The sequence below is a fragment of the Micromonospora sp. NPDC050397 genome (assembly GCF_044901685.1).
Classification (GTDB): Bacteria; Actinomycetota; Actinomycetes; order Mycobacteriales; family Micromonosporaceae; genus Micromonospora_G.
In genome coordinates this window covers 997,334-1,015,322 of sequence record NZ_JBJDPS010000003.1, presented here as the reverse complement: position 1 = coordinate 1,015,322, position 17,989 = coordinate 997,334, and the positions used below count along the sequence as shown (strand labels likewise).

The 17,989-nt window shown below is 69.8% G+C and carries 15 protein-coding genes; 10 read left to right on the top strand and 5 right to left on the bottom strand.

Annotated features, from left to right (window positions below; all coding sequences use genetic code 11):
* The first annotated feature begins 33 nt into the window (after nucleotides 1-33).
* The 7 genes from ACI2K4_RS15570 to ACI2K4_RS15540 all read left to right on the top strand — a co-directional run bounded on the left by ACI2K4_RS15570 (nucleotide 34) and on the right by ACI2K4_RS15540 (nucleotide 7,435).
* Nucleotides 34-342: a YbaB/EbfC family nucleoid-associated protein gene (locus tag ACI2K4_RS15570; protein WP_404511683.1), complete on the top strand. Its 309-nt coding sequence runs from the start codon at nucleotides 34-36 to the stop codon at nucleotides 340-342.
* Between the two features lie 10 nt (nucleotides 343-352).
* Entirely contained in the window at nucleotides 353-946 is a 594-nt protein-coding gene (recR, locus tag ACI2K4_RS15565; protein ID WP_404511681.1) for a recombination mediator RecR, read from the top strand.
* Between the two features lie 379 nt (nucleotides 947-1,325).
* On the top strand, nucleotides 1,326-3,005 hold the full coding sequence (locus tag ACI2K4_RS15560; protein ID WP_404511679.1) for an ABC transporter substrate-binding protein: 1,680 nt from the start codon (nucleotides 1,326-1,328) through the stop codon (nucleotides 3,003-3,005).
* Nucleotides 3,006-3,101: 96 nt separating this feature from the next.
* Nucleotides 3,102-4,109: an ABC transporter permease gene (locus ACI2K4_RS15555; protein ID WP_404511677.1), complete on the top strand. Its 1,008-nt coding sequence runs from the start codon at nucleotides 3,102-3,104 to the stop codon at nucleotides 4,107-4,109.
* Between the two features lie 98 nt (nucleotides 4,110-4,207).
* The gene (locus ACI2K4_RS15550; RefSeq protein WP_404511858.1) at nucleotides 4,208-5,140 is read left to right on the top strand and encodes an ABC transporter permease; all 933 of its coding nucleotides are present in this window, start codon (nucleotides 4,208-4,210) and stop codon (nucleotides 5,138-5,140) included.
* A 67-nt stretch (nucleotides 5,141-5,207) separates the two neighbouring features.
* Nucleotides 5,208-6,191, top strand: coding sequence for an ABC transporter ATP-binding protein (locus tag ACI2K4_RS15545; RefSeq protein WP_404511675.1), 984 nt, complete (start codon nucleotides 5,208-5,210; stop codon nucleotides 6,189-6,191).
* Between the two features lie 167 nt (nucleotides 6,192-6,358).
* Nucleotides 6,359-7,435, top strand: a complete 1,077-nt coding sequence (locus ACI2K4_RS15540; protein WP_404511856.1) for an ABC transporter ATP-binding protein — start codon at nucleotides 6,359-6,361, stop codon at nucleotides 7,433-7,435.
* Between the two features lie 59 nt (nucleotides 7,436-7,494).
* Here the strand turns inward: ACI2K4_RS15540 and ACI2K4_RS15535 are convergent, their stop codons facing one another.
* Nucleotides 7,495-8,148 carry an HNH endonuclease family protein gene (locus ACI2K4_RS15535; RefSeq protein WP_404511673.1) on the bottom strand — a complete coding sequence of 218 codons (654 nt, stop codon included), beginning with the start codon at nucleotides 8,146-8,148 and terminating at the stop codon, nucleotides 7,495-7,497.
* Between the two features lie 88 nt (nucleotides 8,149-8,236).
* Between ACI2K4_RS15535 and ACI2K4_RS15530 the strand changes: the two genes are divergently transcribed.
* Nucleotides 8,237-9,757, top strand: a complete 1,521-nt coding sequence (locus ACI2K4_RS15530) for an MFS transporter (RefSeq protein WP_404511671.1) — start codon at nucleotides 8,237-8,239, stop codon at nucleotides 9,755-9,757.
* A 118-nt stretch (nucleotides 9,758-9,875) separates the two neighbouring features.
* Here ACI2K4_RS15530 and leuA read toward each other — a convergent pair whose 3' ends face one another.
* The 3 genes from leuA to ACI2K4_RS15515 form a co-directional block, all read right to left on the bottom strand.
* Nucleotides 9,876-11,624 (bottom strand): 2-isopropylmalate synthase, encoded by a 1,749-nt coding sequence (gene leuA, locus ACI2K4_RS15525; protein ID WP_404511669.1) that lies wholly within the window; start codon nucleotides 11,622-11,624, stop codon nucleotides 9,876-9,878.
* A gap of 407 nt (nucleotides 11,625-12,031) precedes the next feature.
* Complete coding sequence (locus ACI2K4_RS15520; protein ID WP_404511667.1) at nucleotides 12,032-12,577, bottom strand: nitroreductase family protein; 546 nt, start codon at nucleotides 12,575-12,577, stop codon at nucleotides 12,032-12,034.
* Nucleotides 12,578-12,662: 85 nt separating this feature from the next.
* The gene (locus tag ACI2K4_RS15515; protein WP_404511665.1) at nucleotides 12,663-13,586 is read right to left on the bottom strand and encodes a hypothetical protein; all 924 of its coding nucleotides are present in this window, start codon (nucleotides 13,584-13,586) and stop codon (nucleotides 12,663-12,665) included.
* Nucleotides 13,587-13,931: 345 nt separating this feature from the next.
* Here ACI2K4_RS15515 and ACI2K4_RS15510 point away from each other — a divergent pair, with 345 nt between their 5' ends.
* The gene (locus ACI2K4_RS15510; protein ID WP_404511663.1) at nucleotides 13,932-15,197 is read left to right on the top strand and encodes an aspartate kinase; all 1,266 of its coding nucleotides are present in this window, start codon (nucleotides 13,932-13,934) and stop codon (nucleotides 15,195-15,197) included.
* 6 nt (nucleotides 15,198-15,203) lie between these two features.
* Nucleotides 15,204-16,277, top strand: coding sequence for an aspartate-semialdehyde dehydrogenase (locus ACI2K4_RS15505; RefSeq protein ID WP_404511661.1), 1,074 nt, complete (start codon nucleotides 15,204-15,206; stop codon nucleotides 16,275-16,277).
* Between the two features lie 51 nt (nucleotides 16,278-16,328).
* On the opposite strand, the gene ACI2K4_RS15500 is transcribed toward ACI2K4_RS15505, so the two are convergent.
* A complete protein-coding gene (locus ACI2K4_RS15500; RefSeq protein ID WP_404511659.1) occupies nucleotides 16,329-17,750 on the bottom strand; it encodes a diguanylate cyclase in 1,422 nt (473 codons plus the stop codon).
* Between the last annotated feature and the right edge of the window lie 239 nt (nucleotides 17,751-17,989).

The window sequence follows — 17,989 nt, the reverse complement described above, 5'->3', positions numbered from 1 at the left end:
GGAGTCGCCGTGCGTCCGGGTGGACAGCCCAATATGCAGCAGATGTTGAAGCAGGCGCAGAAGATGCAGCAGCAGCTCGCGGTGGCGCAGGCGGAACTGGCCGAGGCCGTACTGACCGGCACCGCCGGCGGTGGCCTGGTCACCGTCACGATCACCGGTGCCGGCGAGATCACCGCCGTGAAGATCGACCCGAAGGCGGTCGACCCGGAGGACGTGGAGACGCTGGAGGACCTGGTGCTGGCCGCCGTACACAATGCCAGCGAATCGGTGCGCAAGCTGACCGAGGAGAAGATGGGCCCGGTCACCGGTGGCATGGGCGGCCTCGGCCTGCCCGGTTTCTGAGTCGCCGGAGATGTACGAAGGTGCGATCCAGGACCTGATCGACGAGTTGGGGCGGCTGCCGGGCGTCGGCCCGAAGAGTGCCCAGCGGATCGCGTTCCACGTGTTGTCGGCCGATCCGGCCGACGTCACCCGGCTGGCGACGGCGCTGCGCAAGGTCAAGGAACTGGTGCGCTTCTGCACCAGTTGCTTCAACGTGGCCGAGTCCGAGCAGTGCCGGATCTGCCGCGACCCGCGCCGTGGCGTCGAGGTGCTCTGTGTGGTCGAGGAGCCGAAGGACGTGGTCGCGATCGAGCGGACCGGGGAGTTCCGGGGCCGCTACCACGTGCTCGGCGGTGCGATCAATCCACTCGAGGGCATCGGCCCGGACAATCTGCGGGTCCGTGAACTGATGGCCCGACTCGCCGACGGTGAGGTCAAGGAGCTGATCCTGGCGACCGACCCGAACACCGAGGGCGAGGCCACCGCCACCTACCTGGCCCTGCTGGTCAAGCCGATGGGGATCGCCGTCACCCGGCTCGCCAGCGGTCTGCCGGTCGGTGGCGACCTGGAGTACGCCGACGAGATCACCCTCGGCCGCGCCTTTGCCGGTCGGCGTACCGTCTGATTTTTCCCTTTTCGGCCGCCGGACGGGTCGGCGGAGCCCTCGGCCCGTCCCACCCGCACCATCGGTCACGATCGACGCGTTGGCCCCGCAGCGGTACGAACCCGGCACCCCGGTTCGTACCGCCGGGCACCCACCGACGCTGATCTCCCAGCCGCCCCCCGGGGCACCGGCGCGGCTGAGCTCCGGCTCAGCACCAGGCCCGGCGATGTGACACCCGTCGTTGGACCATGCGGGCTGCCGTTATAGATCACCTTCTAGGTGTCGGCTTGGTAGAGATTCCGATCTGGCCGTTCCGTTCGAGGTCCCGAGCCCATTAGCCTGCCGCACACGGACCGTGCCAAAACCCCGGCGTAGGTCATGCGCATGACAGAGGTGAGAGATGCAGGCGAGAAGGCTCAGGTCGGCGATCGCCGTCGCGGCCGCTGCCGTGATGGCCGCCGGCGTGGCGGGATGTGCGTCGAGTGACCGAGAAGAGGGTGGAGAGGGAAGTGCCACCGGTGGCACCTTCGTCTTCGCCGGTGCCGGTGACCCGAAGAACTTCGACCCGATCTTCAACGATGACGGTGAGTCGTTCCGGCCGGTCCGTCAGATGTTCGAGACGCTGGTGACCCACAAGCCGGGCACCGCCGAGGTGGTCGGTGGCCTGGCCGAGAGCTGGGAGCACGACGCGACCGGCAAGGTGTGGACGTTCAAGCTGCGCAAGAACGTCAAGTTCCACGACGGCACCCCCTTCAACGCTGCCGCGGTCTGCTTCAACTTCGACCGCTGGTACAACATGAAGGGCGCCGCGGCGCAGAGCCAGATGCTCTACTACCAGGACGTCTTCGGTGGTTTCGCGGCCAACGAGGCGGAGACGGCCGGCAAGTCGATCTACGACAAGTGCGAGGCCAAGGACGAGGGCACCGCCGTCGTCTCGCTGAACACGTACAAGGGTGCCTTCCCGGGTGCGTTCGCGCTCACCTCGCTCTCCATGGCCAGCCCGGAGGCGCTGAAGAAGTCGAACGCCGACACGGTCACGCAGAACGGCGACTCCTTCGAGTACAGCGAGTTCGCCACCACCAGCCCGGTCGGCACCGGCCCCTTCACCTTCGGTGGCTGGGACAAGGCCAAGAACGAGATCACCCTGAACCGCAACGCGGACTACTGGGGTGAGAAGGCCAAGGTCGACAAGGTGATCATCAAGATCATCAAGGACGAGACCACCCGCAAGCAGGAGCTGCGCGCGGGCACCGTCCAGGGCATCGACTTCCCGGCCCCGGCCGACCGCAAGGCGCTGGAGGCCGAGGGCTTCCAGGTCCTCAACCGCCCGGCCTTCAACATCCTCTACCTCGGCATCAACCAGAAGAACAACCCGAAGCTGGCGGACCTGAAGGTGCGTCAGGCGATCGCCCACGCGCTCAACCGGGAGCAGCTCGTCCAGACCAAGGCGCCGGGTGGCTCCAGTGTGGCCAGCCAGTTCCTGCCGGACACCGTGCTCGGCTACGCGCCGGACGCCCAGAAGTACGAGTACAGCGTGGACAAGGCGAAGGCCCTCCTCAAGGAGGCCGGTGCCGAGAACATGACGCTCAACTTCTACTACCCGCCGGACGTCTCCCGGCCGTACATGCCGAACCCGCAGGAGATCTTCACCGTTCTCGCCAACGACCTCCAGGCCGTCGGCATCAAGGTCAACGGTGTGCCCCGCCCGTGGAACGGTGGCTTCAAGGACGACGTGCAGCAGTTCGGCAAGCACGACCTGCACATCCTCGGCTGGACCGGTGACTACAACGACCCGGGCAACTTCGTCGGCACCTTCTTCGGCCGTGCCAAGCCGGAGTTCGGTGACGAGAAGATGACCGACATGTTCGCCGCCATCACCGCCGCCGACGCGACCGTCGACGAGGCCGCCAAGAAGACGGCCTGGGAGCAGGTCAACCGGGACATCGCCACCAAGTGGCTGCCGGCCATCCCGGTCTGGCACGCGCCGCCGGCGATCGTCGTCACCAAGGACGTCAAGGGTCTGGTCGCCAGCCCCCTGACCGCCGAGGACTTCAACACGGTGTCGGTTTCCGGCAGCTGACCCAGCGGTCACCTCGCGTACAGATGCGGCCCGGGCCGGGCGACTCCGTCCGGCTCGGGCCGCTCCTGCGGGTATCGAGAACATGGTGTGTGAGAGATGTTGCGAGTCGTAGTTCGCCGCCTGCTACAGCTGGTGGTGACCCTGATCGCGCTGACCGCGCTGATCTTCGTCTGGCTCCGGAACCTGCCCGGTGGCCCAATCGACGCACTGCTCGGTGAACGGGCCACCCCCGAGCGGCGGGAACTGCTTACCAAGGCGCTCGGGTACGACCAGCCGATCCTGGTCCAGTACGGCAAGTTCATGCAGCGAATCCTGACCGGCGACTTCGGTAACTCGATCCGCACCGGCGACCCGGTGGTCGAGGTGCTCGGGCGGGCCTTCCCGGCAACGGTAGAACTGGCCCTCGCCGCGATGATCATCGCGGTCGGGCTCGGTATCCCGCTCGGCTACCTGGCCGCCCGGCACCGGGGTCGAACCCTGGACAACCTGACCGTCGGCGCGACCCTGCTCGGCATCTCGATTCCGATCTTCTTCCTGGGCTACCTGCTCAAGGACGTGCTCACCCAGAACATCCACTGGTTCCCGCCGTCCGGCCGGGTCAGCACGGGGCTGGACAACACCAACGTGACCGGGTTCTTCGTACTCGACGGGTTGCTCACCCGGGAGTTCGACGCCACCGCCGACGCGCTCTGGCATCTCATCCTGCCGGCGATCACCCTGGCCACCATTCCGCTGGCGGTGATCGTACGGATCACCCGGGCCAGTGTGCTGGACGTGCTGAACGAGGACTTCATCCGTACCGCCGAGGCCAAGGGTCTGCGTCACCAGACCATCCGGGGGCGGCACGTGCTGCGTAACGCCCTGCTGCCGGTGGTGACCACGATCGGTCTCCAGACCGGCGCGCTGCTGGCCGGCGCGGTGTTGACCGAGAAGGTCTACAACTGGGGTGGACTCGGCACACTGATCACCGACTCGATCACCGGCAGCCGGGACTATCCGGTGTTACAGGCGCTGATCCTGGTCGCCGCCCTGGTCTTCATCGTGGTCAACCTGCTGGTCGACCTCTCCTACGCGGTCATCGACCCCAGGGTGCGTGTGCGATGAGCGAGCCGAACAAGCAAGGTGATGGCGTGAGCGACCCGAACGAGTTGAGCCGCCCGAGCGAGCGGAGCGGCGGGGCGAGCGGGCGCGGCGTCACCGCGCTGGCCGAGCGGAAGAAGGCCCGGCTGGACGAACTGGCCCGGGCCAGCGCCGACTCCGGCGGCGTGAGCATGTTCCGCGACATCGTACGGCGGCTCTCCCGCAACCCGGTCGCGGTGACCGGCGCGGTCATCGTCGGTCTCTTTGTCCTGGTGGCGATCCTCGCCCCGCTGATCGCCCCGCACGACCCGACCCAGCGGTTCAAGGAACTCACCGACGGGCTGACCGTGGACACGATCCCCGGCGCCCGCGACGGCTTCCCGCTCGGATCGGACCCGCTGGGGCGCGACTTCGCCTCCCGGCTGATCTACGGCGCCCGGCAGACCCTGATCGTCGGCGTCCTGGCTACCCTGATCGGGCTCGCCCTGGGGGTGCTGATCGGGGCGATCGCGGGCGCGTTCGGTGGCTGGGTCGACGTCGTCCTGATGCGGCTCACCGACGTCATGCTGGCCCTGCCCGGCCTGCTGCTCGCCATCACCCTGGTCGCGCTCGCCAGCCGGTCCAGCCAGTGGACGGTGATCTTCGCGGTCGCGATCGTCAGCGTGCCGATCTTCGCCCGCCTGCTGCGCGGCTCGATGCTCGCGCAACGGGAGAGCGACCACGTGCTCGCCGCCCGCGCGCTCGGCGTCAAGGAGCGCTCGATCGTGCTGCGGCACATGCTGCCGAACTCGCTCACCCCGGTCATCGCCCAGGCGACGCTCACCTTCGCGGTCGCCATCCTGGAGGCCGCCGCGCTCTCCTTCCTCGGACTCGGCGACCCGGACATCAACCGGGCCGAGTGGGGCCTGATGCTCGGCGTCGACGGTCAGCGCTACTTCGAGGTACGGCCGGAGCTGGCCTACTATCCCGCCCTCGCGATCATCGTCGTCGCGCTCGGGTTCACCCTGCTGGGTGAGGCGATGCGCGAGGCGATCGACCCGAAGAACCGGCGGTGACCGTGATGCTTTCGCACGTACACCCGGTCGCTTCGCCCGGGCACCACGGGTCAGAGGGGGAACCGGCATGAGTCTGCTCGACGTACGGGATCTGAGTGTGGTCTTCAACCGCCGGGGCGAGCGTTCGTTCACCGCGGTCGACCAGGTCAGCTTCTCGGTGGAACCGGGACAGACGGTCGGCCTGGTCGGCGAGTCCGGCTGCGGCAAGAGCGTGACCAGCCTGGCGATCATGGGATTGCTGCCGAAGCGCGGCAACAAGGTCACCGGTGAGGTGATGTTCGAGGGGACCGACCTGCTCAAGCTTCGTCCCAACGACATGCGGGACCGGCGGGGCCGGGAGATCGGCATGATCTTCCAGGACCCGCTCTCCTCGCTCAACCCGGTCCTGCCGATCGGCCTACAGGTCGCCGAGGTGCTGGAACGGCACCAGGGACGTGACCGCAAGCAGGCGCTGCGGGAGGCGCGGGACCTGCTGGACGCGGTCGGCATCCCGGATCCGGACCGGCGGCTGAGCGAGTACCCGCACCAGATCTCCGGTGGCATGCGCCAGCGGGCGCTGATCGCGATCGCGCTGGCCTGCAAGCCGAGGCTGCTGATCGCCGACGAGCCCACCACCGCGCTGGACGTGACCATCCAGGCGCAGATCCTGACCCTGCTGAAGGAACTGGTCGACTCGTCCGGGACCGCCCTGATCATGATCACTCACGACCTCGGGGTGGTCGCCGGTCTCTGCGACAGTGTCAACGTCCTGTACGGCGGCAAGGTGGTGGAGACCGCCGACCGGCACGAGCTGTTCGCCCGCCCGCGTCACCCGTACACCCACGGGTTGCTCAGTTCGGTGCCCCGGCTCGACTCCCTGCGTGGCGAGCGACTGCACGCGATCCGGGGTTCGGTCTCGGACAACATCCCCTGGTCGGAGGGGTGCGCCTTCGCCCCGCGCTGCGACCGGGTGGTCGACGCGTGCCTGGACGGCTCCCCGGCCCTGGAGTCCACCGCGGCCGGTGGGCGACTGCGCTGCAACAACCCGGTACTTGAGGAGGTGGCGGCGTGACCGAGTCCACCGCAGACGTGTCCCGGTCCGCTGCCGCGCCCCCCGCGCCGAGGCAAACACCCGAGGCCGAGCCCCAGATCCCCGAGGCCGGAAGCCAGATCCCGGAGGCCGGGACGCCGACGCCGGAGGCCGGGACGCCGACCCACGAGTCCGGGACGCAGGCGCCGCTGATCGAGCTGCGTGACCTCAAGGTGCACTTCCCGATCAAGAGCGGGGTGCTCTTCGACCGCACCGTCGGGTACGTCTACGCGGTCGACGGTGTCTCCCTCTCCATCCGGGCGGGTGAGACGTACGGCCTGGTCGGCGAGTCGGGGTGCGGCAAGTCCACCCTCGGCCGTGGACTGCTTCGCCTGGTCGAACCGACCGCCGGTGAGATCATCTTCGACGGCACCGACGTGCGCTCGCTCAAGGGCGAGTCGATGCGCCGGGCCCGCCGCCGGATGCAGATGATCTTCCAGGATCCGCTCTCCAGCCTCGACCCGCGCCAGTCGGTGCAGTCGTTGCTGGTCGAGGGGCTCAAGGCGCACGGGCTGGCCGACGACAAGGCCGAGACCAACCGGCGACTGCGGGAGACGCTGGACGCCGTCGGGCTGCCCGCCTCGGCGCTGCGCAAGTTCCCGCACGAGTTCTCCGGCGGCCAGCGCCAGCGGATCGGCATCGCCCGGGCGCTGGTGCTCGGACCGGACCTGATCGTCGCCGACGAGCCGGTCTCCGCGCTCGACGTGTCAATCCAGGCCCAGGTGATCAACCTGCTCGAGGATCTGCAGGCCGAGCGGGGACTGACGTACCTGATCATCGCGCACGACCTGGCCGTGGTCCGGCACATCGCCGACACGGTCGGCGTGATGTACCTGGGTGGCCTGGTCGAGGAGGCGTCCAGCGACGACCTCTACCGGGAGCCGATGCACCCGTACACCAAGGCGCTGATGTCGGCGGTGCCGGTGCCGGACCCGGTGGTGGAGGATCGTCGCGAGCGGATTCTGCTCGCCGGGGACCTGCCGTCGCCGACCAATCCGCCGTCCGGTTGCCGGTTCCACACCCGTTGCCCGTGGGCCCAGCCGACCCGCTGCCGGGACGAGCGGCCGGCGCTGCGGGAGACGGTCACCGGGCACCGGGTGGCCTGCCACTTCGCCGAGGACATCGCGGCCGGTCGAATCCGTCCGCACGACGTGGAGCCGGAGCTTGTCCGCCCCACCGACCTAACCTCCCCCGGCGAAACCGGCGACCTAATCCCCACCGTCTAGGGGTAAGGAAGGGCCCCCTCCTATCGTTTTTTGTATAGGAAGGGGCCCTTCCTAACACCTCAGCAGGTGCTGAGCATCTCGGTGAGGGTGGTTTTCTCGGCCGAGGTGACGGTGAGCTTCCAGTGGTGCTTCACCGTGATCCAGCCTTCGGCGTACGTGCACCAGTAGTCGCGGTTCGGTGGTTTCCACTCCTCCGGCCCCTGGTCGCCCTTGCTCCGGTTGCTCGCCGCCGACACCGCCAGTAGCTGGGGGCGGGTGAGGTCGTTGGCGAAGTCGCCCCGTTCGGCGTCGCTCCACTCGTCCGCCCCGGAGCGCCAGGCGTTGGCCAACGGGACCATGTGGTCGATGTCGACATCCGCCGGGTCGGTGAGCGCCCGGTTGTCGTACACGCTGGTCCACCGGCCCCCGACCACGTTGCAACCGGAGAGCTTGATGTCCTCGCCGTCGCGTTGCAGCACGGTGTCGCGTACGTCGCAGTTCTTGCCGGCGTCGCGCCAGTGCGGGAAGTGGTCCCGGTCGTACCCCTTCATAGAGCTGGCCTGGGCCACCGTCAGCTCGGCGAGCTGGTTGACCGCGCTGCCGGTCCCGGTCGAGCTGGGGTCCGGGGTGGCCGCGCCGGACGGGCCACAGGCGGCGGCGCCGAGGGCGAGCGTCGAGGCGAGTGCGGCCGAGGCGAGCCGTCGGGCTCCTGGTCTGGTACGCGGGTACGACACCAGCCAAGCTTGAGGGCTGTTCGGGGTATCCGCACAGTATCCGGTGTTGGTTTCGGCGTTTCGTGACATTCGCCGTATCGCGCGAGGCATGTTGGACAGCGTGCCTCAATCGTCGATGCCGATCCGAATCGCCAGCCCGGCCGGTCGAGGGCTGCTCTTCGCGGCGGTCCTCGCCTCGGGCATGGTCTTCCTGGACGCGACAGTGGTCAACGTGGCGCTGCCGCACATCGGGCGGGGTCTGGACGCGGAGGTATCGGGTCTACAGTGGACGATTGACGGGTATCTGCTCACCCTGGCGGCGTTTGTCCTGCTCGGCGGGGCACTCGGCGACCGCTACGGGCGGCGCCGGGTCTTCCTGATCGGGGTCTTCTGCTTCACCGCGGCCTCGGTCCTGTGCGGGCTGGCGCAGAACATCGAGTGGCTGATCGCCGCCCGGTTCCTCCAGGGAGTGGGCGGGGCGCTGCTTACCCCCGGTTCGCTCTCCCTGATCCAGGCCAGCTTCCACCCCGCCGACCGGGGAAAGGCGATCGGCGCCTGGTCCGGGTTCTCCGGTGTCTCGACCGCGCTCGGTCCGCTGCTCGGCGGCTGGCTGATCGACGCCCTCTCCTGGCGCTGGATCTTCTTCATCAACGTGCCGCTCGCGGTGGTCGTGGTGCTCGCCGCGCTGCGCTGGGCACCGGAAAGCCGGGCGGCCGATACGGCGAGCCGGGCTGGTGACACGGCGAGCCGGGCGACCGCCGGTGCCGGCGGGGCGATGGTCGGGGCGGGCGGCCGGGCCGGGCCACGGTTCGACGTCACGGGCGCCGCGCTCGGCGCGGTCGGGCTGGCCGGGATCACCTTCGCCCTGATCGAGGCGTCGCAGCGTGGTGGCGCAAGTGAGGTCATGGCACCGGTCGCGGGCGGGGTCGGTCTGCTCGCGGCGGTGGCGTTCGTTCTGCTGGAACGACGCAAGGGCAACGCCGCCATGCTGCCACCGAGGCTGTTCCGCCGCAGGCTCTTCGCGGTGCTGAACATCTACACCGTGGTCGTCTGGGCCAGCCTCAACGGGTTCAGCTTCTTCCTCTCCGTACAACTGCAGAACGTCGCCGGGTACTCCGCGCTCAAGACCGGGCTGGCCAACCTGCCGATGACCGTCCTGCTGCTGGTCGGTTCGCCCCGAGCCGGCGCGCTGGCCGCGCGGATCGGCCCCCGGCTGCCGCTGACCGTCGGGCCGGTGATCGCCACCGGTGGCCTACTGCTGCTGCGTGGAATCGGCCCGCACGCCAACTTCTGGACCGACGTGGTGCCCGGGGTGTTCCTCTTCGGGCTCGGGTTGACCATGGTGGTCGCTCCGCTGACCGCATCGGTGCTGGCCGCCGCCGAGGACCGGTTCGCCGGGGTAGCGAGCGGATTCAACAACGCGGCGTCCCGGGCCGGTGGCGTGCTGGCGATCGCGGCGTTGCCGCTGCTGGTCGGGCTCTCCGGCGCCGCCTACCGGATGCCGACCGAACTCGCCCAGGCGTTCCGCGCGGCGATGCTCTGGTGCGCCGGTCTGATGGTCTGCGGTGCGCTGCTGGCCCTGTTCCTGATCCGCCAGCCCGATCGGGAACGGCGGGAGGCGGACGATTGAGTTCCGTCCCCTGGATTGGGAACGGCGGGACGCGGACGATTGAGCACGTTCCCCCCGACCGGGAACGGCGGGAGGCGGACGGTTCAGCCCGTCCGCCTCCCGAAAGAAGATTTCGCGATCAGCCGCGAACCTGGTTCACCGCGCTGGTGATGGCGGTGACCGAAGCGGTGACGATGTTCGCGTCCAGCCCGACACCCCAGACCGTACGACCGTCGACCTCGGCCTCGACGTACGCCGCCGCCTGGGCGTCGCCGCCGGAGGAGAGCGCGTGCTCGTGGTAGTCCAGCACCCGGACCCGTACGCCGACGCTCTGCAGGGCGTTGACGTACGCGTCGATCGGGCCGTTACCGACCGAGGAGAGGGTACGGATCTCGCCGCCGAACCGTACGTCGGCCTCGATCTCGACCTTGTCGTCGACCGTGCCGGTCCGGTACGCCAGCAGCGAGAGCACCGGCTGCGGCTGGTGGTCGACCAGGTAGTGCCCGGCGAAGATCTCCCACATCCGGCTCGGCTCGATCTCGCCACCGGCGTTGTCGGTCACCTGCTGGACCACGCCGGAGAAGTCGATCTGGAGCCGACGCGGCAGGTCCAGGTTGTGCTCGGCCTTCATGACGTACGCGACGCCGCCCTTGCCGGACTGCGAGTTGACCCGGATGACCGCCTCGTAGGTGCGGCCCAGGTCCTTCGGGTCGATCGGCAGGTACGGCACCCCCCAGGGGTACTCGTCCAGCGGCACCCCGGCGGTCCGGGCGTCGGCGGCGAGCGCGTCCAGCCCCTTCTTGATCGCGTCCTGGTGCGAGCCGGAAAAGGCGGTGTAGACCAGGTCGCCCGCGTACGGGTGCCGCTCGTGCACGGGTAGCTGGTTGCAGTACTCGACCGCCCGCTTGATCTCGTCGATCGAGGAGAAGTCGATCTGCGGGTCGATCCCCTGCGAGAAGAGGTTCAGCCCCAGCGTGACCAGGTCCACGTTGCCGGTGCGTTCGCCGTTGCCGAACAGGCAGCCCTCGATCCGGTCGGCTCCGGCCAGCAGGCCCAGCTCGGCGGCGGCGACGCCGGTGCCCCGGTCGTTGTGCGGGTGCAGGGAGAGGATCACGCTGTCCCGCCGGGGCAGGTGACGGTCCATCCACTCGATCGAGTCGGCGTAGACGTTCGGGGTGGCCATCTCGACCGTCGCCGGCAGGTTGATGATCAGCGGCCGGTCCGGGGTCGGGTCGATGACCTCGATCACCGCGGCGCAGACCTCCAGGGCGTAGTCGAGTTCGGTCCCGGTGTACGACTCGGGCGAGTACTCGTAGTAGATCTCGGTGTCCGGGGTGTGGATCTCGGCGTACTTCTGGCAGAGCCGCGCGCCCTGGGTGGCGATGTCGGTGATGCCGTCCCGGTCCAGCCCGAAGACCACCCGCCGTTGCAGCGTCGAGGTCGAGTTGTAGAAGTGCACGATCGCCCGCTTCGCACCGCGCAGCGACTCGAAGGTCCGCTCGATCAGGTGTTCCCGGCACTGGGTCAGCACCTGGATGGTCACGTCGTCCGGGATCAGGTCCTGCTCGATGAGCTGCCGGACGAAGTCGAAGTCGGTCTGGCTGGCCGACGGGAAGCCGACCTCGATCTCCTTGTAGCCCATCTGGACCAGGAGTTGGAACATCCGACGCTTGCGTTCGGGCGACATCGGATCGATCAGCGCCTGGTTCCCGTCGCGCAGGTCCACGGCGCACCAGCGGGGCGCGGTCTCGACCTGCCGGGTCGGCCACCGCCGGTCGGGCAGATCAACGGCAAACTGCTGCTGGTACGTCTGGTAGCGCTGGTACGGCATCCGGCTGGGGCGCTGCCGGGCGATCGGATCGGTGTCGGTGTCGGCTGGGTTGGGCATGGTCGAAGACTCCCGTGGTCATGCGGCGTCAGCGCCGGGAAGGACGAGGTGTCGGGCGGGAACCGGCTGGTCGACGATGGTCAACCGGCGAGGGTCGGACGGCGCGCGTCAACTCCGCGACGAGGTGCCGGCCGGATGGGCCTCGTCGCGGCAGCGAAGGAGAAGCGCCTGCCACATGACATCGGTCACCCTACGTGAGCGATTTCGGTTCCGGAAGTCCAGTCCGGAGTCTGGGATGCGGATCGCAACCGCGCAGGTGGCGTGGGTGCCGTTGGCCGTACGCTGCCGCTCGGTCCGGCGTCGCGGCCCACCGTGCCGGGTGCGCCACCCCGTTCGGGTCGACTCCGCGCCGCCATTCGGTCGCGGTGCGTGTTTGGGCTGCTGTCGACCGAGTGGGGAGCTGGCGCTCAGTTGAGCAGCAGGTCGGCCAGCGGGCGGCGCTGGCGCAGGCCGGTCTCCCAGCGGCGCAGGTCCTCCGGGAGCGAGAGCGGGTCGCCGAGCCGGCCCACCGCGATCACCGCGTGTGGGCGTACGTCGGTCGGCAGTTCCAGGTCGATCCGGAGTCCGGCCAGGTCCACCCCGGCGAGCTGGTGCGCGTGCAGGTCCAGCGCGGTTGCCTGGATGGTGAGATGTGCCACAGCCTGACCCAGGTCGTACGCGGCCTGGGTGGGCGGGCAGCCGCTCGTCGCGGTCGCGGTGTGCGCGCCGAGCAGCAGCAGCGACGCGTTCCCGGCCCAGCGCTCGTTGGCCGGGCCGACATTGGTCAGGATGCGCTTGTACGTCTCGTCGTCGCGCTGCCCCACGATGAAGCGCCACGGCTGGCTGTTGCCGGCCGAGGGCGCCCAACGGGCCGCTTCGAGCAGCGACAGCACTTCGGTGTCGGTCAATGTCGCCGAAGGATCGAAGGCATGCGGGCTCCACCTGGCCGCGAGCAGCGGGGTTAGCTCCACCATGGTGCCGAGTGTGCCGTATCGGGTGATCTGTCGACTCGTCGGGGTCACCAGTTGTGAACGAGCGCACCCGTAACGTAAAGGGAGATCATCTCGTTGGGGTGCCGGTCGATGTCGCCTCGACGCTGGGTGTCGGCGGCGCTGCCGTACGCAACGCGGAGCCGGCCACCACCGGGCCGGGCAGGGTCACCGTGGCGGGCGCCGGCGTGGGGTCACCGACCAGCAGCAGGGTGCCGAACGCCACCCGGGCGGCGGTCAGGGTCCCGTCGGTGTCGAAGCAGTAGATCCCGATCTCCAGCGGTGCGCTCAGCGAGGCCGCCGTCGAGTCGACCGAGAAGCAGGTGCCCCGAGAGTTCGGCAGTGCCTTGGTGGTCGATACCGCCAGCGACGCCTGCCGGTCGGTGAGCACCGAGCGCCAGTCGGTGAACACGCGCTGCACCCGGGGGTCGATGCTGGCCGGCACCGGTTTGTCCGGCGCGGCCACCCGTACGCACGTGCTGGGGTCCGGACGGGCGGCCGAGGGGAGCGCGCACTGGTAGATCCCGTTCCGGGTCTGCGCCATCGCGATGTCGGCGGTCCCACCGAGGGCGCCACCAGGGATGTCCACCCGCCAGGTGCCGTCGGTGGCGCTGGTCACGGCCACCGTACGGTTCGGCCGCCCGGATCGGGAGAGCGTGTAGTACGCCCGCAGGTGCCGGTCCTCGGCCGCCGCCGCGAGCGCCGCCAACTGCGTACGGGCGTCGGTGTCGGCGGCGGATGCCGCGGCGCCGCTCGCGGTGGCCGGCGCGCTCGCCGACGGCGTCGACGTGGCGTCGGCCGGCTCGCCGCCACCGCACCCGCCGAGTACGACCATCAGCCCGCCGGCCACCAGCGCGTTGACCAGCCAGCGAGCCGGCGCTCCCCGGGGAAGCGAAGTGGTTTGGTTCGGCGGAGTGGTTCGGTTCGGCAGAACGGGCGGTGCGGGCGGAGCGGTGACCGGGTCGGTGTGGGAAAGGTCGGCTGCCGGGCGCATCGTGCCATTGTCGGCCCTCCTCCCGCGTACTGATCAGTCAGTCGAGCCAGCGCGCCCGGCGTGTCGCGGTCGCCACCGATCGGGCCGTGCCGGTGTGTCGCGGTCGCCACCTCCCGTGGGGGCGTGAGCGAGTGTCCGGTCGGCCGGATGGTGGGATCGTGGCTGCCCCCGGTCCCTGCCGGGCCGGTACCCTGAGGGTCGTTCATACGGCGCCGCCGGTTCGTGCCGGCGGCGTCGGCACGCTCCGGGTTCAAAGGAGCAGGCTGCGCGGAGTCGGTGCGACACGGCCGACGGCAGCGAGGTGGCCGGCTGGCTGGCGCCCGCCGGTGGAAGGAGTAGACCGTCGTGGCACTGGTGGTGCAGAAGTACGGCGGATCCTCCGTCGGCGACGCCGAACGGATCAAACGGGTGGCCGAGCGGATCGTCGCCGCTCGCAAGGCCGGTGACGACGTGGTCGTGGTGGTCTCCGCGATGGGGGACACCACGGACGAACTGCTCGACCTGGCGCACCAGGTGAGCCCGCTGCCGCCCGGTCGCGAGCTGGACATGCTGCTCACCGCCGGCGAGCGGATCTCGATGGCGCTGCTCGCCATGGCGATCCACAACCTGGGCTACGAGGCGAGGTCGTACACCGGCTCCCAGGCCGGCGTGCTCACCACCTCGGTGCACGGCAAGGCCCGGATCATCGACGTCACCCCCGGCCGCCTCCAGGGCGCGCTCAACGAGGGCGCGGTCGCGATCGTCGCCGGCTTCCAGGGCGTGTCGCAGGACACCAAGGACATCACCACGCTCGGTCGGGGCGGTTCGGACACCACCGCGGTCGCGCTGGCCGCCGCGTTGAACGCGGACGTCTGCGAGATCTACACGGACGTCGACGGGATCTTCACCGCCGACCCCCGGATCGTGCCGAACGCGCGTCACATCAAGCAGATCACGTACGAAGAGATGCTGGAGTTGGCCGCCTGCGGTGCGAAGGTGCTGCACTTGCGCAGCGTCGAGTACGCGCGCCGGGCGCAACTGCCGATTCACGTCCGTTCGTCATATTCGCTCAACACCGGCACGATGGTCACCGGATCGATGGAGGAACCCGCCGTGGAGCAAGCACTGATCACCGGGGTCGCCCACGACCGCAGCGAAGCGAAGATCACGGTTGTCGGCGTGCCGGACGAGCCCGGCGCGGCGGCCCGGATCTTCGAGACCGTGGCGAGTGCCGAGATCAACCTCGACATGATCGTGCAGAACGTCAGCACCGAGGGCACCGGCCGTACCGACATCTCGTTCACCCTGCCGAAGACCGACGGGCCGACCGCGATGGCCGCGCTCAGCAAGATTCAGGAGCCGGTCAAGTTCAAGGGGCTGCTCTACGACGACCACGTGGGTAAGGTGTCGCTGATCGGTGCCGGCATGCGCTCCCACCCGGGTGTGGCGGCCAGCTTCTTCGCGGCACTCGGCGAGGCTGGGGTGAACATCGAGATGATTTCCACCTCTGAGATCCGCGTCTCCGTCGTGTGCCGGGACACCGATCTGGACGCCGCGGTCCGCGCAGTGCACGACGCGTTCGACCTCGGTGGGACAGAGGAAGCCGTCGTGTACGCCGGAACCGGGAGGTAACCCCTCATGGGCCAGCCGCTGCCCACCCTCGCGATCGTCGGAGCGACCGGTGCCGTCGGCACCGTGATGTGCGATCTGCTCTCGTCGAGGAAGAACGTCTGGGGTGAGATCCGGCTGATCGCCTCCGCGCGGTCGGTCGGGCAGCAGCGGCTCTGTCGGGGCGAGCAGTTGACCGTCCAGGCCCTGACGCCGGAGGCGTTCGACGGGGTCGACGTGGCCATGTTCGACGTGCCGGACGAGGTCGCGGCGGAGTGGGCGCCGGTCGCGGTCTCCCGGGGCGCGGTCACCGTCGACAACTCCGGCGCCTTCCGGATGGACCGGGACGTGCCGCTGGTCGTCCCGGAGATCAACCCCGAGCAGGTACGCAACCGGCCCAAGGGCATCATCGCCAACGCGAACTGCACCACCCTCGGCATGATCGTGGCGATCGCCCCACTGCACCGCGAGTACGGGCTGCGGGAGCTGGTGCTCGCGTCGTACCAGGCGGTGTCGGGGGCGGGTCAGCTCGGGGTGGACACCCTGCACGACCAGTTGACCAAGATCGCCGGGGACCGGGGGCTCGGTTCCCGGTCGGGCAACGTACGGCAGGCGGTCGGCGACGACCTCGGCCCGTTCCCCGCCCCGCTGGCGCTGAACGTGGTGCCGTGGGCCGGTTCCCTCGCCGACGGCGGCTGGTCGTCCGAGGAGCTCAAGATGCGCAACGAGTCCCGCAAGATCCTCGGCCTGCCCGACCTGAAGGTCTCCGCCACCTGCGTACGGGTGCCGGTGGTGACCGGGCACTCGGTTGCCGTACACGCGGTGTTCGGAGCCGAGGTGGATGCCGAGGGGGCCCGGGAGGCGCTGCGCAACGCGCCCGGGGTGATCCTGGTCGACGACCCGGAGCGGGGCGAGTTCCCGATGCCGATCGACGCGGTCGGCACCGACCCGTCCTGGGTCGGGCGGATCCGCCGCTCGATGGACGACCCGCGCGCCCTGGACCTCTTCATCACCGGCGACAACCTGCGCAAGGGCGCCGCCCTCAACACCGCCCAGATCGCCGAGCTGCTCGCCGCCGAGTACGCGGCCGGCGGCGCCCGCTGACCCGTCCCGCTCCAGCCCGTCAGATCCGGCGGCGACCAGGTGCCGGTCAGGTCAGGCGGCGGCCAGGCGTACGCCGTCGCGGCCCTCGCGCTTGACGTCGTAGAGCGCGGCGTCGGCCCGGCGCAGGGTCCGTTCCGGTGACTCGGCGTCGTGCTGGACCGCCACCCCGACGCTGATCGTCCGGCCGATCCTGCGCGCCGCGGCGACCAGCCGTTCGGCGATCCCGGCCGCCTCCTCAGGGCGGCCGACCTCGATCACCGCGATGAACTCGTCACCACCGACCCGGTAGAGCTCGTCGCCCTGGCGCAACGCCAGCTCCAACGCCCGCGCCAGTTCCACCAGAACCTGGTCGCCGGCCTGGTGGCCGTACGTGTCGTTGACGATTTTGAAGTCGTCCACGTCGATGGCGAGCAGCGCGGTCCGCCCGGGTGTGGTCTCGGTGATCCGCTCCCCGAACGAGCCGTAGTGCCGCAGGCCGGTCAACGGATCGGACCCGGCTCGTTTCCGCAGCCCGGCCAGGCTGCGGAGCCGGTCCAGGCAGATCCACGCCTGCGCGGCGAGCAGTTCCAGCAGGTTCACCGTGGTCGGATCCGGTCGCCGCACCCGCTCGTCGGCGACCAGCAGCAGGCCGCCGGTCTCGGCCGGACCCAGCGGTACGGCGATCAGCGTGCCGATCCCCTCGGGCAGCGGGAGTTCCCGCTCGGCGCCGTTGCCCGGCCCGTCCTCGGCCATGGTGTACGCGGCCCCGCAGTGGTGCACCCGCTGCACCAGCCGGGCCAGCCTCGGGTACGCCCTCGGCCCGGTCAGGCTCTCCCGGAGCCGGCACTCGAACTCGCCCGAGGTCCCGGAAGGTCCCGGGTCGACCGGTCGGAGCCCGCCGGGACGGGTCAGCAGCAGGACCGCCGCGTCGAGCCCGGACACGTCCCGGGCGGCGTCGGTGGCGGCACCGACCAGTGCCGTCTCGTCCGAGGCGGCGGTCAGCGTGGTGGCGTGCCGCAACAGCTTCTCGTCGCGGCTCTCCACCGGAGGGCCGCCGAGCTGGTCGATCCGGGCACCGAGCCGGGCGGCGACCCGCTCGGCGGTGCCCTGCCAGGCCCGTAGATCGACTTTTTCGGCCCAGTCCAGGGTCAGCACCCCGATCGGGGTGCCGGCCGGGGAGAGGACGGGTACGCAGACCTGGGCGACGATGTCCTTGGGAAGGTCGGCATCGGCCACGTCGACCGATTCGGAGCGGCCGGAGGTGAACACCCGACCGGGCACGCCCGCGTCCAGTGCGACGGTGGCGAAGATCTGCCAGGAGCCGGTCGCGGCGACCCGCCGGAGCCGGTCGTGCAGCGGCAGGAGCACGGCGACCTGAGCCGGCGTGTGCCGCCCGAGGGCGGCGACGGTGAGCTGGCACGCCTCCAGGGCGGTCGACGCCACGGGTAGGCGGGCCGTCACGGCGGAGATGACTCGTTCGAGTTCCGGGGGCACCTTTTGTCGTTCCAGGAGGGGCGGGGGAGGGACGGTCACCAGGTGGCAGGCCCGGTGGCGGGTCCAAGATTACCCACGGGTCCCGCATAGTTCCCCTGAGTGGATCACCACTGCCGGTGTGGTTCCCTGCGCTGACCAGTGATGATCACTCTCGGTCCGCAAGCTGGCAACTAGCTGTGTGGGTACCGTCACATGTTGATCACATGTGCTACGCGGTACGCGAGACCGCCCCGACGGGC

Bases quoted from the DNA above. Each gene is read 5' to 3' on its own strand.
- ACI2K4_RS15560 (WP_404511679.1), top strand. From the start codon at position 1,326: ATGCAGGCGAGAAGGCTCAGGTCGGCGATCGCCGTCGCGGCCGCTGCC.
- ACI2K4_RS15505 (WP_404511661.1), top strand. From the start codon at position 15,204: ATGGGCCAGCCGCTGCCCACCCTCGCGATCGTCGGAGCGACCGGTGCC.
- ACI2K4_RS15520 (WP_404511667.1), bottom strand. From the start codon at position 12,577: ATGGTGGAGCTAACCCCGCTGCTCGCGGCCAGGTGGAGCCCGCATGCC.
- ACI2K4_RS15545 (WP_404511675.1), top strand. From the start codon at position 5,208: ATGAGTCTGCTCGACGTACGGGATCTGAGTGTGGTCTTCAACCGCCGG.
- ACI2K4_RS15570 (WP_404511683.1), top strand. From the start codon at position 34: ATGCAGCAGATGTTGAAGCAGGCGCAGAAGATGCAGCAGCAGCTCGCG.
- leuA (WP_404511669.1), bottom strand. From the start codon at position 11,624: ATGCCCAACCCAGCCGACACCGACACCGATCCGATCGCCCGGCAGCGC.
- recR (WP_404511681.1), top strand. From the start codon at position 353: ATGTACGAAGGTGCGATCCAGGACCTGATCGACGAGTTGGGGCGGCTG.
- ACI2K4_RS15515 (WP_404511665.1), bottom strand. From the start codon at position 13,586: ATGCGCCCGGCAGCCGACCTTTCCCACACCGACCCGGTCACCGCTCCG.
- ACI2K4_RS15555 (WP_404511677.1), top strand. From the start codon at position 3,102: ATGTTGCGAGTCGTAGTTCGCCGCCTGCTACAGCTGGTGGTGACCCTG.
- ACI2K4_RS15530 (WP_404511671.1), top strand. From the start codon at position 8,237: ATGTTGGACAGCGTGCCTCAATCGTCGATGCCGATCCGAATCGCCAGC.